Raw genomic sequence first — 14,487 nt, 5'->3', positions numbered from 1 at the left:
GCGAGTTCCGCCCCCGGGAGCTACGGCCGGCTGGTGCGCGCGCGTGCCGACCGCTCGTACGCCCGCAGCTTGTCGGGCGCCAGGATCCAGTAGAGCCCGTCGATTCCGTCCGGGCCCACCGTGACGCTCATCAGGGCCACGGCGGCCGCGTCCTGGACGAGCAGCAGACTGGGCAGGCCGTTGGCCTCGGCCAGGACGTACTCGGCCCGGGGGAAGTACTTCTTGGCGAAGACGCTCATCCGCGCCACGCGCGCGGCACCCACGACTTCGAGCCGTGCCACGCCCCGCATGCCGTTGCCGTCCGAGTAGGAGACGACGTCGGCCGACAGGACGTCCTCCAGGGCGGCGACGTCACCGTCGCGCGCGGCGGCGACGAAGGCTTCGAGCAGCCGCCGGTGCTGCGCCGCCTCGACGGGCTCGCGGCGTTCGGCGGCCAGGTGCTTGCGCGCCCGGCTGACGACCTGCCGCGTATTGGCCTGGCTGAGCCGCAGCATGCCCGCGATGTCGTCGTACGCGTAGTCGAACGCCTCCCGCAGCACATAGGCCGCCCGCTCCACGGGGTTGAGCTTCTGCAGGACCAGCAGCACCGCCAGTTCGACGGCCTCGCCGCGCTCCGCGCCGAGCTGCGGGTCCACGCTGGTGTCCACGGGCTCCGGCAGCCAGGGCCCCACATAGGCCTCGCGGCGCATCCGCGCCGACTGGGCCACGTTGATCGCGAGCCGTGTGGTGATCTTCGCGAGGAACGCCCCGGCGTCGAGGACGATGCCCCGGTCGGCGCCCTGCCAGCGCACCCACACGTCCTGGACCACGTCCTCGGCCTCGGACACGCTGCCCAGGACGCGATACGCGATGCCGAAGAGGCGGGGCCGCAGCCGCTGGAACGCGTCCGCCGCCTCGTCCAGCGAGTCGTAGGTGAGCGCCCGGCGCTCGTCCATCGTGCCTCCGCAGGTGTCGACCGCCGTGCCCCTCGCCCGGACGCACCGCCGGCGCGAGGCCGGCCCGCTCACGGCGATCCTACGGTGATCACGCGGGCGGGATCCGGGCGCCCGGCTCTGTATCCGCCAGGTATCAGGGAGCGCTTGATCGCCCATCGAATCCGGGCGCGGAACAGGGCCCGACAAGAGCCGGTTCCGGCGGTCCTGACCTGCGGATTCGTAAGGAGGAGCAGCTATGGGCGGGGTGCTGTGCGGGCCGCTGCGGCGCGGTCGCCGTGCCCGGTGTCTGCCGTATCGTTCCTTTCAGGTCACCGGCAGGCAGACGCGGCCGGGACCGCCGTCGCCCCCCCCGCCCACGAACAGGAGCCAGCCGCCCGTGTCCTCGTCCGCCCCGGCCGGTGCCGCTCCGCCCGCTGTCCGCGTGCTGCTCGTGGAGGACGACGACCTGATGCGCCGGTCCTTCGCCGTCGCCCTGGAGCGCTACGGCTACGGGGTGAGGGTCGCGGCCGACGGCCTCACCGGTCTCGAACTCTTCCGCGACGAGAGCTTCGACCTGCTGATCCTGGACGTGCTGCTGCCCGGCCTCGACGGGATCGGCCTGTGCCGCAGGGTCCGCGAGACCAGCCTGGTGCCCGTCCTGATGATGTCCGCCCGCGGCGACGGACTCGACGTCGTCGCCGGATTGGAGGCCGGGGCGGACGACTACGTGGTCAAGCCCGTGGACACGTACGTACTCGTCGCCCGCATCCGCTCGCTGCTGCGGCGGGCGACCTACGCGCCCGTCCCGGGACCCGGGAGCACCGCGGCCGAAGCGCCGTCGTCGCAGGGGCGGGCGCTGGTGTTCGGCGACCTGACCATCGACACCGAGGGCATGGAGGTGTCCGTCGCCGGGCGTCCGGTGGCGCTCACCCCGACCGAACTGAAGCTGCTCCTGGAGTTCGCCGCGCGCCCGGGCGTCGTCCTGGAGCGGCACACCCTGCTGCGGGACGTGTGGGAGTACGGCTGGGACGGCGACAGCCGGGTCGTGGACCTGTGCGTGCAGCGGCTGCGCAGGAAGCTGGGCCGGGACCGCATCGAGACAGTCCGCGGCTTCGGCTACAAGCTCCGGCGCTGACCGTGCGTCCGCGCCTCCGGCCCCGGCGGGGCCGCACCTCCCTGCGCTGGAAGATCGCCGCCCTGGCCGCCGCCACCGCCTGCCTGGTCGTGGCCGCGGTGGGCGTACTCGTCCACGTGTGGACCGAGCGGGACATCCGCGACCGGGCCGACGCGCGGGCCCTCAACACGGTCTACTCGGCCATGGACGTCTACCGGCGCACCGGCACCCTCGCGGACGGCGCCGAGCTCGACCCCGCCGGGCTGCCCGCGCCCCTGCGCCACCCGGCCGACGGCGACCGGCACACCGCCCGCGACGGCAGCGTCGAGGGCAACCTGGGCCCGAGCGTCTGGGCCGCCCAGCGCACGGCGGGACCGGGCAGCCCGGTGCTCGCCGTGCGGATCAACATGAGCCCGGAGCTCCACACCCTGCGGCGGCTCGACGTCACCATGACGTTCGCCTCCCTGATCGCGCTCGCGGCGGCCGCGCCCCTCGCGGTCTACGGCGCCGGGCTGCTCGCCCGCCGGCTGCGGCGGGTGTCCGAGACCGCGGGCCGCATCTCGGCCGGGGACCTCGACGCGCGCACCGGACCCACCGAGGGCCGCGACGAGGTGGCCGAGATCGCCGCCACCGTCGACCGCATGGCCGACTCCCTCGGCAGCCGCCTGCGCACCGAGCGGCAGTTCACCGCGGACGTGGCCCACGAGCTGCGCACCCCCGTCGGCGGCCTCCTGGCCGCCGCCGACCTGCTGCCGCCGGGCGAGACGGAGGACCTGCTCCGGGCCCGCGTACGCGATCTGCGCGGCCTGGTCGAGGACCTCCTGGAGATCTCCCGCCTCGACGCCGGGGCCGAACGGCCCGTCCACGCCCGGGTGCCGCTCGGCGCCGTCGTCGCCGAGGCCGTGACGCGCACCGGCTTCGCCACCGAGGTCACAAACGTCACCGGAGCCGACGCCCGCGGCACGGCGGGCGACCCGACCGTGGAGACCGACCCCCGCCGTCTGGAGCGCATCGTCGGCAACCTCGTCAGCAACGCCCACCGCCACGGGGCCACCCCCGTGCGCGTCACCGTCGAGGGCCGCACGGTCGTCGTCCGCGACCACGGCCCCGGCTTCCCCGACGACGTGCTGCGCCACGGGCCGCGCCGCTTCCACACGGGCGCCGCCGAGCGCGGCTCGGGCCACGGCCTCGGCCTGACCATCGCCCTGGGACAGGCCCGCCTCCTCGGCGCCGAACTGCGCCTGGACAACGCCCCGGACGGCGGCGCCGTCGCGACCCTGCGCCTGCCGGACTGACCGCCGCGACCGGCCCCTGCACAACCGATACACACCGAAGCGAGCGCCGATACACGCCGGCCCAGGCCCCGATACATCCCCCGGACACCCTTCGAAGTGCACCCGCCCGCACCCGAAGAGGAGCCCCCGTTGACCGCCGACGCCCTTGCCCCGTACGTGCCCCGCCCGACGCCGGGGATCGCGGCCGCCACCACCGACCTGTCGAAGGTCCACGGCCGCGGCGACACCCGGGTCGTCGCCCTCGACCGGGTCAGCGTCGCCTTCCGCGAGGGCGAGTTCACCGCGATCATGGGGCCCTCCGGCTGCGGCAAGTCCACCCTGCTGCACTGCGCCGCCGGGCTCGACACGCCCACCTCCGGCTCCGTGCGCGTCGGCACCACCGAACTGGGCACGCTGGACGACCGCCGCCTGACCCAGCTGCGGCGCGACCGGATCGGCTTCGTCTTCCAGGCGTTCAACCTGCTGCCGACGCTGACCGCCCTGGAGAACATCACGCTGCCGCTGAGCATCGCGGGACGCCGCCCCGACCGGCAGTGGCTCGACCGCGTCGTCTCCATGGTCGGCCTCTCCCAGCGCCTCGACCACCGGCCCGCCCAGCTGTCCGGCGGGCAGCAGCAGCGCGTCGCGGTCGCCCGCGCCCTGGTCTCGCGGCCCGCGGTCGTCTTCGCCGACGAGCCCACCGGCAACCTCGACTCCCGCGCCGGGGCCGAGGTCCTCGGCTTCCTGCGCGACTCGGTGCGCGACCTCGGCCAGACCGTGGTCATGGTCACCCACGACCCCGTCGCCGCGGGCTTCGCCGACCGCGTGGTCTTCCTCGCCGACGGCCGCCTGGTCGACGAGATGACCCGGCCGACACCGGACCGGGTCATGGACCTGATGCTGCGCACGTCCGGCGACGGCGCCGCCCGCACCGGCTGACCCGGCCCCGCCCCCAGGACCGAACCCGCCCTCCGCTCGCGGCCGCTGGACCCACGCCTCCCGCTCGCGGCCGTCGAGCTCACGCCTCCCGCTCGCAGCCGTCGAGCGCACGCCCTCCGGAAGTCACCCATGTTGAGAACAGCCCTGCGCGGCATCCTGGCGCACAAGGCCCGTCAGCTCATGACCGTCCTCGCGGTCTGCCTGAGCGTCGCCTTCGTCAGCGGCGCCCTCGTCTTCGCGGACTCCACCGCCGCCGCCCACCGTGCCGCCGCGTCGAAGGACTTCGCGGGCATCGCGGTCACCGTGACCCCGAAGACCGACCCGTCCCGGGCCGCCGCGCACCGCGACGCCACCGCGCTCGACGACGCCCTCGCGCGCAGACTGGCGGGCGTACCCGGTGTCGCCGCGGTGCGCCCGGCCGCCGACGGCTCCGCCACCCTGAACGCGGCGGACGGCACCCCCCTGCGGGCCGGAAAGGCCTGGGCGAACCTGGGCGCCGCCTACCTGCCCGGCGCGGACGGCAAGGACAGCCGCCACCCCCTGGCCGAAGGCCGCGCCCCCAGGAACAGCGGTGAACTCGCCGTCGACCGCGGCACCGCCGACGCCGGACACCTCCGCGTCGGCGACACGGTCACCCTGGCCACCGACGGGCCCGTCATGGCCAAGCGGCTCGTCGGCATCGTCACCACCGACGACACCCGGGTCACCGCGGGCGGCACCCTCGCCCTGTTCGACAAGGCCACCGCCCAGAGGCTGTTCGCGTCCCCGGGCCACTACACCGGCATCGACCTGTCGGCCGCGCCCGGCACCGCCGCGCCCGACCTCGCCCGGCGCGTCGGCGACGTACTTCCCGCGGACCGCGCCGAGGCCGTCACCGGCACCGCCCGGGCCGACCAGCAGGCCGTCCTCGTCGACACCCTGACCCGGGGCTACGCGAAACTTCCGCTGGTTCTTGCCGGAGTCTCCCTGTTCGTCGGCTCGTTCCTCGTCGTCAACACCTTCACCATGCTCGTGGCGCGGCGCACCCGGGAGATCGCCCTGCTGCGGGCGATCGGCGCCTCGCGCCGCCAAGTGGCCCGCTCCGTCCTCCTGGAGGCGCTCCTGGTCGGCCTCGTCGCGTCCGCGGCCGGCTTCCTGCTCGGCCTCGGCGTCGCCTCGCTGCTGCCCGCCGTCCTCGCCACCGGCGGGGACCGGCTGCCGCACGGCCCGCTGGTGATCGGCCCGGACGCCGTCGTCGCGGCGCTCGGCCTGGGCGTCGGCGTCACCGTGCTCGCCGCGTGGCTGCCGTCCCGCAGGGCGGCGAGGGTCGCGCCGATCGAGGCGCTGCGCTCGGCCGAACAGCCGCCGTCCGCCGCCCGGTCCCGGACCCGGGGCGTGGCGGGCCTCGTGCTCATCGTCCTCGGCGCCGCTTGGCTGGTGTCGCTCACGGGAGCGCAGGACGCGTCGGAGGACAACCTGCGGAGCGCGCTGCTCGGCTGCGCCCTCCTCGGCGTCGGCCTGACCGCCCTCGCGCCGCTGCTCGCCGCGCCCGTGATCCGCCTCGCCGGACGGCTCACCGGCCGCCTCGGCGTCATCGGCACGCTCGCGCGGGAGAACGCGCTGCGCGACCCGCGGCGCACCGCGGCCACCGCCGCGACGCTGATGGTCAGCACCGCGCTGGTCGCCGGGCTCGCCACCGTCGCCCACTCCACCGGCCAGGCCCTCGACCGGCAGGCCGCGGCCGGGCTCGGCGCCGACTACGTGGTCGGCTCCCGCACCTCCACGACCGGCATCGACCCGGCCGCCGTACGGCGCGTGGCCGAGGCGCCCGGGGTGCGGACCGCGTCCGCCGTGACGGACTCGACCCTGTTCGTCGGCGGCGGTGTCCGGGAGATCTCCGGCGTCGACCCGCGCACCGTGAACGCCGTCATGAAGCTCCGGTTCGTCAGCGGCTCCGGCAAGGACCTCGGCCCCGGCCGGATCGCCGTCTCCGCCACCCTCGCCCGGGAGCAGGGGGTGAAAGCGGGCAGCCGGCTCGCCGTCCGCATGGGGCAGAGCCAGCAGGTCAAGCGGTACACCGTCGCGGGTGTCTACCGGGACAACCCCGTCGCCCGCGACGCGCTCGGCGCCCGCGCCGAGGTGGCACGGCACAGCCTCGTCCCCGGCTCCGTCCAGCGGATCCTCGTCCGCACCGACGGCGGCACGGTCTCCAAGACCACCGAGCAGCGCCTGCGCACCGCCGTGGGCAACAGCCCGCTCGTCACGGTGCACGACCGGCGGCAACTCGTCCACGAGGCCGCGGGCACCATGGCCGACCTGCTGGACGTGATGTACGGAATGCTGGCCATCGGCGTCGTCATCGGCGCGCTCGGCATCGTGAACACCCTGGCCATGTCGGTCACCGAACGCACCCGCGAGATCGGCGCGCTGCGTGCCCTCGGCATGGACCGCGCGGGGGTCCGGCGGATGATCCGCGTCGAGGCGGTGACCGTCGCCGCGTTCGGCACCGCACTCGGCCTCGCGGGCGGCCTGTTCGCCGCCTGGGCGGTCGGCTCACTCGCCAACGGCGCCCTGGAGCAGTACTCCTTGCGGCTGCCGTGGGGGACGCTGCTCCTCGTCTGCCTGCTGTCCCTGACGACCGGCGCGCTCGCGGCCACCGCCCCGGCCCGCCGCGCGGCCGCCCTGAGCCCGCTGGAAGCCGTCGCGGAGGCGTGACCCGCGGCTTCCGGCCGACCGGGCCCGCAGGCGGGGACGCACCCCGCCCGCGGGCCGCTCACCTGGTGAGGCGTCAGATGCGGCTGTCCTCGACGACCGGCACCCACGGAGTGCGCAGCTCGGGGCGGCCGGTGTTCACGTCCGCCGAGCGCGGGGCGCGCTGCGAGCTCTTCGCGGCCGGGGACGGCTTGCTGCCGCAGAAGGCCGGTTCGAGGGTGTTCGTGAGGCCCTGCGTCACCGAGCTGTTGTTGGAGGCGTTGGCGAAGACCACCACGGTGCGGTCGCCCGCGCGCGTGGAGAAGGACTGGGTCTGGTAGCCCTGCACGATGCCGCCGTGGCCGTAGACCTTGCCGCAGGACAGGGCGATCTCGCGCAGACCGAGGCCGTAGCTGACGTTCGCCGTCGGCGTGGGCAGCACGGTCGTCATCTCGCCCCGCGACTTGTCGGAGATCAGCTCGCCGGAGTCCCCCGAGAGGAGCGCGGTGAGGAAGCGGTCCATGTCGGCGGCCGAGGAGATGACGGCGCCCGCGCTGCCGACCCAGGAGCCGTTCTGCTTGGTGGAGTCGAGCAGCGGCTTGGTGCGGTCGTCGTTGGTCAGGTAGCCGGTGACGTGCGACCCGGAGATGGTCTTCTTCGGGACCACGTACGAGGTCTTCTTCAGGCCCAGCGGCTTGATGATCTCCTTGCGGAGCACGTTCGCGTACGTGTCGCCCGTGAGGTGCTCGATCGCCATGCCCAGCAGGACGTAGTTGGTGTTCGAGTACGAGTACTTGGTGCCGGGCGTGCTCTGCGGGCCGCGCTTGACCGAGCGCGCCACGAGGTCGGCAGGCTTGTACACGGTGTTGCGGATGCGCTTCTCGAACGCGTCGGTGGTCTCCTCGCCGGGCTGCTCGAGGAGCTCGTTGGTGTGGTCGTAGATGCCCGAGCGGTGCTGCATCACCTGGCGGACGGTCATGTTCCAGTCGGCGGGCAGGGTGCCGGCCGGGAGGTACTCGCGCACCGGCTTGTCCAGGTCGACGCGGCCCTTGTCGGCGAGGCGCAGCACCAGGGCGGCGGTGAACATCTTGGTGTTGCTGCCGACGCGGAAGCGCCACTCGCCGTTCATGGGAGTGCCGTCGAGGTTCGCCTTGCCGACGGCGACCGTGCGGTCGACGCCCGGGGTGTCGTGGTCCCGGATCACCGCGAACGCGCCGGGCGCGCCCGCCGCGACGGTGCGCTCCAGGGCGGCCTTGACGCCCGCCGCGTCCGGCACCGGCTCCGCGGCGGACTCGGCGGCCGACGCGTGGGCCGTGCCCACCGCCGCCAGCATCACACCGGTCACGGCCACCGTCGCCGTCCGTACGAACCCAGTTCTCACCATGGGAGTTCCCCCAGCCTTGCCTGCGTCTCGAAGTGGTCGGGGCCCGCAGGAGCCCACACGTGATCGAGATCGTATCGGGCCCGGGGGACGGACTGTTTCTGACGCGTCGTGAGGCCGGAGGACGTTGGCGCGGCGTTCAGCCGACGGCGGCCGCCCGGTCGGCGGAAGGCCTCCCCACCGGCTGGGTGAGGAGGCCCGTCGCGGTCCGTCAGCCTTCTTGCAGGCGCGAGCGCAGCAGCTTCTTGCCGAGCTCGGCGCCCTTGCGGCTGTCGGCCTGCGCCTTGCGGAACAACTCCGCGACCTCGGTGTCCTTGGCGCGCTCCGCGTCCTTGACGTACGCCTCGAGCCGCAGGGCGTTGCTCAGGCACGCCTCGACGTACCAGACCAGGTCGTAGTCCTTGTCCCGCGTGCCGGTCACATCACCGGTCCTGGTGCCGCTGGTCATGCTGGACCTCCCTCGTGTCGTGTGCAGGGGCTGGACTCGCAGTGGGAGACCGTCGGGTACCCGGGGAGTCCCGGCGTACACGACCGCGTGCGGGAAGTCCGGGGCTCCGCCTACGCACTTTCGGGGCCGCGCCGCTCTACGGGGTGTCGGGGATTCCCGGCGGCAGGAAGAGCGGAGAGGAGGACGCCACCGTGCTCACAGCGTGGGGGTGGGTGTGTCTGGGAGGCGGCGCGGGTGCCGCGCTGGGGATCGTGGCGCGGGCCCACGCGTACAGGGTCCGCGAAGCGGTCCGGCGTGACACGATGACGGCCGTGCTGCGGAGGCTGTCCCGGGGCGGCGGCTCCGCCGAGGTGACCGAACAGGACGGCGTCTCCTGGACCGTCAGGGTCGCCGACGAGGAGCAGCGGTGAATGCCCGGTCAGCCAGGGCCGCGCGTCGGCGCCGCCGCGTTCGACGCCCTGTACAGGCAGCTCCGGCCGAGGCTGCTCGGCAAGGCCGCCCTCGTGTGCGGGGGAATGCGCGCGCTGGCGCACGACGCCGTGCAGGAGGCGTTCTACGAGTGCTGGCGCCGCATGAACGACCCGCACGCGAAGCCGGTGGAGGCGTGGGGCCCCTGGCTCACCACCACAGTGGTCCGCAAGGCCGTTGACCTGTGCCGCCCGCACGCGCGCAGTGCTCCTCTCGACGACGTCGACCAGCCGGCCCGCACCCCCGGGATGGCGGCGCTCATGGACGTGAAGGAGGGCTACCTCATGGTGTGCCGAGGGATCGCGCGGCTGCCCGAGCGGCAACGCGAGGCGGTGGCCCTCCGTCACATCGCGGGTCTCCCCGCGCGCGAGGTCGCCGAGCTGATGGGCGTCAAGGAGTCGACCGTGCGCGTCCTGCTCAGCCAGGCGCGGCGGACGCTGGCGCCGCTGTCGGCGGAGCTGCGGCGCATGGGCCTGCTCGACGGAGAGGAGGGCGAGGAGCAGTGACGAACCGCCACGACCTGCGTGCCGCCGCCCCCTCGTCGCTGGACGAGCTGTGGCTCTCGTACAAGGCGACCGGCGACGAGCGGCTGTGCGACCAGCTGATCCTGCACTACGCCCCGCTGGTGCCGTACGTGGCGGGCCGCGTGCGCGTCGGCGCGCCGGACCTCGCGGCGCGGGCGGACCTCACCTCCGCGGGGATGCGCGGGCTCATCGACGCGATCGACCGGTTCTCCCCCGACCGCGACGCGAGGTTCGAGACGTACGCGATCACCCGCATCCGCGGGGCGATGCTCGACGAGCTCCGGGCGCTGCCCGGCCGGCCGTCGCCCGCCGACGGCGAGGGGCGCGAAGGGCCATGCCACGAAGACACATCGCAGGACGCGGCAGCCGAGGACCACGAGTCGCGACGGCTGCTGGCCCCGGCCGTCGACGCGCTGCCGGAGCGCGAGAAGACCGTCGTCACCCTGTACTTCTACGAAGGCCTCACGGACGCCGAGATCGGCGCGGTGCTCGGCCTGCCGGACAGCAGGGTCCACCGCATCCGCGCCGCGGCCCTCGCCCGGCTCAGGACCGCACTCGCGGAGGACTCCGCCGACCTGCCCGACGGCCCGGTCCAGCACCTGCTCCGCGCGACCGAACGGGCCCTGTCCCGCACCGAGTCACCGGCACACGTCGAGGAGTCGCTCGCGGCACTGTGGGAGCGGATCGGGTCCGAAGGACCGGCTCGGGCGGCGGACCCCGGAACCGAGTAGGGGCAACGGGCCGCGGGACCCGACGTACCCCTCGGTGCATCAATTCCGCCGCGGTACGTCACCGGCGTTCAGGCAGGCGGCATCCGCGCAGGTCGACCGGTGCGCGGGAGCCGGGGCGGCGGGTGCCGGGCGCGGTGGCGGTCACGCAGGCGGGGCGGGGGTGCATCAACTCCGGCGGGGCCCCGGATCCGGTGCCACCATGCTGCGCGACGGGCGTACGCCGTCGCCCGGTCGGTCCCGCGGCCCTCGTGGCGCGGGGCCCGGAACACCAGCACCCCGAGATCCAGAGGTAGTCCATGGAGAAGTCGCGTCGACGCCTGTCGTGCGTCGTGCCCACGCCCCCGGCCCGGTCAACCGAGCAGACCGTCATCGTCGTCGTGGTGCTCGTCCTCGGCGCCGCCCTCGCGGTCGCCGGGCTGCCCGTCGTCGTGATCGCCGAAGTGCTGGCGGCCGCGGGCCTGGTCGGCGCCCATCTGGCCCGGCGCGCCCCGCTCGCGCCGGACGCGCGGTGACGGGGGCGGCCGTGGGACGCCCGGAGCGGCCGGTGACCACCGTCAACCCGGGCCTGGAGAAGCTGGCGGAGTGGCTGCGCGCACAGCGGCGCGCCGCCGGTCTGACCCACCGGGAGCTGGCGGGCCGCTCCGCCCACGCCTTCTCCGACACCACGTTCTCGCGGGCCACCACCGGCGCCCGGATCCCCCGGCTGCCGGTGGTGGAGGCCTACGCGCGGGCCTGCGGGGCCTCGGTCAAACACGCGCGGAGCCTGTGGCGGGCGGCGCGCTACGCCGAGCACCGGCAGCGCGACCCGCGCGCGGGCGTGCCGAGGCCGGACCGCGTGTACGACAGGGACGCGCTGATCCACGCCTTGCAGCAGCTGTACTACAAGGCCGGGGCGATGCCCATGGACGAGATGGAGCACCGCGCGGGGGACCACGGCGAACTGCCGCACAGCACGGTGCGGCGCATGCTGGCGGGCAAGTCCATGCTCGACCTCCAGCAGCTCTTCGCGTTCCTGCGCGTGTGCGACGTGACGGGCGGCGAGTGGGAGCAGTGGCGCCTGGCCTGGCTGCGCGCTTGGCGCCGCTGCGAGGTGCTGCGCGCCGCCGAGCGCCTGAACCGCACCCTGGCCTCCGCCCACGGCCGCCCGGGCCCGCACGACCGCGCCCGGCCCGCCACGGCGCCGCGACGGGCCGCGGGGACACCGCGCCCGTTCCCTCCGGTGGCCCTCGCCATGCCCCTGTTCCAGCCGACGGCACCGACGGTCCGGCCGTCACCGCGTGCGCTCGCGCGGTCTACGTGAGCCGACGCCGCGCGGCCGCCTCCTTTGGGGCGGCTCGGTCCGGCGAGCGGCCCGCGCGCGATGAGCCGTGCGGCGCGTGCGAGTCTCGGCGCCATGACGATCACATACGAGTGGCGGGGCGGCTTCGACAACGCGGACGTCAACGCGCTGCACGCGGAGGGCTTCGGGCATCGCGTCCTGGACGTCGACTTCGACGACGAACTGCGGCCGTTCTACTTCGAGGCCTGCGGATTCAGGCCCACCCCGGCGGGGCTCATCGCGCTCTGAGCACGGTGTTCCGTACCCGCTCGTTTCCGTGCGCTGCCCTCGGGACCGTGAGGGAGGTGCGCCGAGGTGAGGGCCTCCAGGAACCACGTACACGGGGGCCTGGGGTCCTGGCGGCGCGAGACCGGCCAGGACCCGGCCGCGCGCAGGTGCCGTAGCACCTCGTCGAGCGTCGCGGCCCGCACCCTTTACGGCCCGGTGCCCGCCGCGGTGGCTCACCGGCCGCCGATGGCCCGCAGCGACGGCCCCACGTGCCGCAGCCGCGGCACGAGGAGCACGGCGGCCAGGCCCAGGTAGACGTAGGTCAGGACGAGGCGGGCGCTCTCCGCGGGCAGCAGGAACTGGGCGCCGAAGAGGCCGAACAGGGTCGCCGCCTCCCAGAGCCGGAAGCGCAGGTCCAGCAGGATGACGACGGCCAGCACGGTCTGCGCGGCCGTCAGCGCGACCTCGTCCACCTGGCGCCCGACGAGGGGCATCCCGAAGCCGCCGCCTCCCGCGAGATAGGCGACGGGCAGCAGGCCGACGAGCAGCGTCCACTGGTTGACCTTGCTGGAGAGCAGCGCCCCGAGCCCGTCGTCGGCCCGCAGCCGCCAGGCGAAGACGACCGCGACGATCAGCTCCGGCGCCTCGGTGGCGAGCGGCGCGACCCACTGCACCAGCAGGAACCGGTCGACGCCCAGGGAACTGCCCGCCGAGATCAGCGAGGTGGCGAAGGGCTCGGCGGCGGCGAAGATGACCGCGGCCGCCGCGACGAAGAGCGCGGTGGTCGTCAGTCGGCGCCCGCGCCGGGGAAGCCGGGCCAGACGCGCGGGCACGCCCGTGAACTCCTCGTCGTCGCCGGGGCCCGAGCGGGCGACGCGCCACAGGTAGAAGCCGTACCAGGGGACGATGAGGAGCGGCACGTACCAGGCGATCTGCCGGGTCAGGGGCAGGACGAAGGCGAACACCGCGGCCACGGCCAGGAAGCCGATGTCCACGCGCCGGTGCGCGCCGAGCGTGGTGCTCGCGAGGGCCGGGCGGGCCCCGTTCCTGCGGGCGGCCAGATAGCCCGCGAGGGCGACGAGCGGCCAGCCCACGCCGATCAGGAGCCGGTTGGCGCCGGTCATGTTCGCCGCCGCGTACGCGGCGTTGGCGGGTTCGCTGCCGCCGGTGTACGCGAAGTACAGGTCCACGGCGTACTCCGGCAGTACGGCGATGAAGGCGAGCAGCGCCAGGGCGAGCGCGCCGGAGATGTCGGCGCGCGCGGTCTCCGCGGCCCACATCAGCAGCACGGCGGCGGCGAGCACGCCGAGGCCGAAGACCAGCATGCCCACGACGGGGCCGGGCTCGGCCCCGCTGAGCCGCAGCACGACGGCGGGGGCCGCGGCGATGGCGGCCAGCAGGAGGCGGCCGCGCACGGCGGGGCCCCGGGGCGGGGCGGCGGGGGAGAGCGAGGTCAGGGTCATCGCAGCCTCCGTGGGCGATACGGGGGAGGGGTTCCGGCACCCCTCCACACTCCCCGCGCCCCACCCGGAACACGAGGTATGTTCGGGAGCAGCCATGGTCAAAAACGGACAATCCGCTGCGGAGCCGATCAGTGACATCGGCTACCGGAACCCGCACTGCCCGGCCCTCGGCATCGACGTACGGACCCTCGCCGAGGAGCGCGAGCACGCCCCTGACCAGGGTGGTGGCGGGCCGCAGCGCCTTGACTTCCACCTGCTCGTCCTGGTCACGCGCGGGCACGGCACCCACATGGTCGATTTCGTCGGCCACGCCTGCCGCCCCGGCACCCTGCTGTGGATCAGGCCCGGTCAGGTCCACGCCTACGCCCGTGAGCCGGGGCTCGGCGCCCGCCTCGTGCTGTTCACCCCCGACTTCCCGCCGCCCCTGCGGATCGGACCCCTCCTCGACGACCCCTTCGCGCCCGCGCACTGGCGCGCGCGAGGCCCCGACCTCAGGGACCTCACACGCCTCACCGACCTGCTGGGCACCGCCCACGACGCGTACGAGACGGGGCCGCGCGACCTCGGCACCGATCTGCTGCGCCACACCCTGGCGGCGCTGCTCCTGCGGATCGCGCTGCTCCCGGAGCCGGAGGGGGAGCCCGTCCCGGTCGGCCCCGGCGAACTGTTCGGCCGCTTCCGCACGGCCGTGGAGGAGGGCTTCGCCGCCGAACGCTCGGTGGCGGTGTACGCCGACCGGCTCGCCACCACCCCCAAGACCCTGACGCGGGCCTGCCTCGCCGCGACCGGACGGCCCGCGAAAGCCGTCATCGACGCGCGCGTGGCTCTTGAGGCCAAGCGGCTCCTGGTCCACACCGACCTGAGCGCCGCCGCGATCGGCCGCCGCCTCGGCTTCGACGAGGCGGCGAACTTCGGCAAGTTCTTCCGGCGGACGACGGGGTGGACGCCGGGGGACTTCCGGACGGCGCCCCGGGGTGGGGCCGCGCGCGACGGCTAGGCGCTTCCGCGGGGCCGC

General features: G+C 74.7%; 14 protein-coding genes and 1 pseudogene. 11 read left to right on the top strand and 4 right to left on the bottom strand.

The genetic code is table 11. The features are described from left to right. Positions 1 to 20: 20 nt before the first annotated feature. The gene (locus IG74_RS0102970; RefSeq protein ID WP_030669067.1) at positions 21 to 935 is read right to left on the bottom strand and encodes a sigma factor; all 915 of its coding nucleotides are present in this window, start codon (positions 933 to 935) and stop codon (positions 21 to 23) included. A gap of 448 nt (positions 936 to 1,383) precedes the next feature. On the opposite strand from IG74_RS0102970, the gene cseB reads away from it, so the two are divergent. The 4 genes from cseB (at position 1,384) to IG74_RS0102950 (ending at position 6,935) form a co-directional block, all read left to right on the top strand. Beyond that, on the top strand, positions 1,384 to 2,049 hold the full coding sequence (gene cseB, locus IG74_RS0102965; RefSeq protein WP_234334216.1) for a two-component system response regulator CseB: 666 nt from the start codon (positions 1,384 to 1,386) through the stop codon (positions 2,047 to 2,049). Between the two features lie 2 nt (positions 2,050 to 2,051). Next, on the top strand, positions 2,052 to 3,323 hold the full coding sequence (locus IG74_RS0102960) for a sensor histidine kinase (protein ID WP_051854483.1): 1,272 nt from the start codon (positions 2,052 to 2,054) through the stop codon (positions 3,321 to 3,323). 129 nt (positions 3,324 to 3,452) lie between these two features. Continuing rightward, positions 3,453 to 4,241 (top strand): ABC transporter ATP-binding protein, encoded by a 789-nt coding sequence (locus IG74_RS0102955; protein ID WP_030669059.1) that lies wholly within the window; start codon positions 3,453 to 3,455, stop codon positions 4,239 to 4,241. A 129-nt stretch (positions 4,242 to 4,370) separates the two neighbouring features. Then, a complete protein-coding gene (locus tag IG74_RS0102950; RefSeq protein ID WP_030669056.1) occupies positions 4,371 to 6,935 on the top strand; it encodes an ABC transporter permease in 2,565 nt (854 codons plus the stop codon). A 73-nt stretch (positions 6,936 to 7,008) separates the two neighbouring features. On the opposite strand, the gene IG74_RS0102945 is transcribed toward IG74_RS0102950, so the two are convergent. Beyond that, a complete protein-coding gene (locus IG74_RS0102945) occupies positions 7,009 to 8,295 on the bottom strand; it encodes a serine hydrolase domain-containing protein (protein ID WP_078868537.1) in 1,287 nt (428 codons plus the stop codon). Between the two features lie 208 nt (positions 8,296 to 8,503). Further along, positions 8,504 to 8,740 (bottom strand): hypothetical protein, encoded by a 237-nt coding sequence (locus IG74_RS0102940; RefSeq protein ID WP_030669052.1) that lies wholly within the window; start codon positions 8,738 to 8,740, stop codon positions 8,504 to 8,506. A 191-nt stretch (positions 8,741 to 8,931) separates the two neighbouring features. Between IG74_RS0102940 and IG74_RS0102935 the strand changes: the two genes are divergently transcribed. The 6 genes and pseudogenes from IG74_RS0102935 (at position 8,932) to IG74_RS52660 (ending at position 12,030) form a co-directional block, all read left to right on the top strand. After that, positions 8,932 to 9,150, top strand: coding sequence for a hypothetical protein (locus tag IG74_RS0102935; protein WP_158857393.1), 219 nt, complete (start codon positions 8,932 to 8,934; stop codon positions 9,148 to 9,150). Beyond that, positions 9,151 to 9,714 (top strand): RNA polymerase sigma factor, encoded by a 564-nt coding sequence (locus IG74_RS47590; RefSeq protein WP_051854481.1) that lies wholly within the window; start codon positions 9,151 to 9,153, stop codon positions 9,712 to 9,714. Then, positions 9,711 to 10,304, top strand: a pseudogene (locus tag IG74_RS0102925) (sigma-70 family RNA polymerase sigma factor); the annotation flags it as partial. The gene IG74_RS47590 and the pseudogene IG74_RS0102925, both read left to right, overlap by 4 nt. 455 nt (positions 10,305 to 10,759) lie before the next feature. After that, positions 10,760 to 10,975 carry a hypothetical protein gene (locus tag IG74_RS50760; RefSeq protein ID WP_030669041.1) on the top strand — a complete coding sequence of 72 codons (216 nt, stop codon included), beginning with the start codon at positions 10,760 to 10,762 and terminating at the stop codon, positions 10,973 to 10,975. 32 nt (positions 10,976 to 11,007) lie between these two features. Next, entirely contained in the window at positions 11,008 to 11,763 is a 756-nt protein-coding gene (locus tag IG74_RS47585) for a helix-turn-helix domain-containing protein (protein ID WP_030669038.1), read from the top strand. A 93-nt stretch (positions 11,764 to 11,856) separates the two neighbouring features. Beyond that, positions 11,857 to 12,030, top strand: a complete 174-nt coding sequence (locus tag IG74_RS52660) for a hypothetical protein (RefSeq protein WP_199818769.1) — start codon at positions 11,857 to 11,859, stop codon at positions 12,028 to 12,030. A 212-nt stretch (positions 12,031 to 12,242) separates the two neighbouring features. On the opposite strand, the gene IG74_RS0102905 is transcribed toward IG74_RS52660, so the two are convergent. Beyond that, entirely contained in the window at positions 12,243 to 13,472 is a 1,230-nt protein-coding gene (locus IG74_RS0102905) for a sodium/calcium exchanger protein (RefSeq protein WP_078868535.1), read from the bottom strand. 94 nt (positions 13,473 to 13,566) lie between these two features. Between IG74_RS0102905 and IG74_RS0102900 the strand changes: the two genes are divergently transcribed. Beyond that, the gene (locus IG74_RS0102900) at positions 13,567 to 14,469 is read left to right on the top strand and encodes a helix-turn-helix domain-containing protein (RefSeq protein ID WP_030669033.1); all 903 of its coding nucleotides are present in this window, start codon (positions 13,567 to 13,569) and stop codon (positions 14,467 to 14,469) included. Positions 14,470 to 14,487 lie beyond the last annotated feature (18 nt).

Source organism: Streptomyces sp. NRRL B-1347, assembly GCF_000720325.1.
In the GTDB taxonomy this organism is placed as follows: Bacteria; Actinomycetota; Actinomycetes; order Streptomycetales; family Streptomycetaceae; genus Streptomyces.
This window is presented reverse-complemented; position numbering and strand designations above follow the sequence as displayed.

Bases quoted from the DNA above. Each gene is read 5' to 3' on its own strand.
- IG74_RS0102950 (WP_030669056.1), top strand. From the start codon at position 4,371: ATGTTGAGAACAGCCCTGCGCGGCATCCTGGCGCACAAGGCCCGTCAG.
- IG74_RS52660 (WP_199818769.1), top strand. From the start codon at position 11,857: ATGACGATCACATACGAGTGGCGGGGCGGCTTCGACAACGCGGACGTC.
- IG74_RS0102905 (WP_078868535.1), bottom strand. From the start codon at position 13,472: ATGACCCTGACCTCGCTCTCCCCCGCCGCCCCGCCCCGGGGCCCCGCC.
- cseB (WP_234334216.1), top strand. From the start codon at position 1,384: ATGCGCCGGTCCTTCGCCGTCGCCCTGGAGCGCTACGGCTACGGGGTG.
- IG74_RS0102945 (WP_078868537.1), bottom strand. From the start codon at position 8,295: ATGGTGAGAACTGGGTTCGTACGGACGGCGACGGTGGCCGTGACCGGT.
- IG74_RS47590 (WP_051854481.1), top strand. From the start codon at position 9,151: ATGCCCGGTCAGCCAGGGCCGCGCGTCGGCGCCGCCGCGTTCGACGCC.
- IG74_RS0102970 (WP_030669067.1), bottom strand. From the start codon at position 935: ATGGACGAGCGCCGGGCGCTCACCTACGACTCGCTGGACGAGGCGGCG.
- IG74_RS50760 (WP_030669041.1), top strand. From the start codon at position 10,760: ATGGAGAAGTCGCGTCGACGCCTGTCGTGCGTCGTGCCCACGCCCCCG.
- IG74_RS0102900 (WP_030669033.1), top strand. From the start codon at position 13,567: ATGGTCAAAAACGGACAATCCGCTGCGGAGCCGATCAGTGACATCGGC.
- IG74_RS0102940 (WP_030669052.1), bottom strand. From the start codon at position 8,740: ATGACCAGCGGCACCAGGACCGGTGATGTGACCGGCACGCGGGACAAG.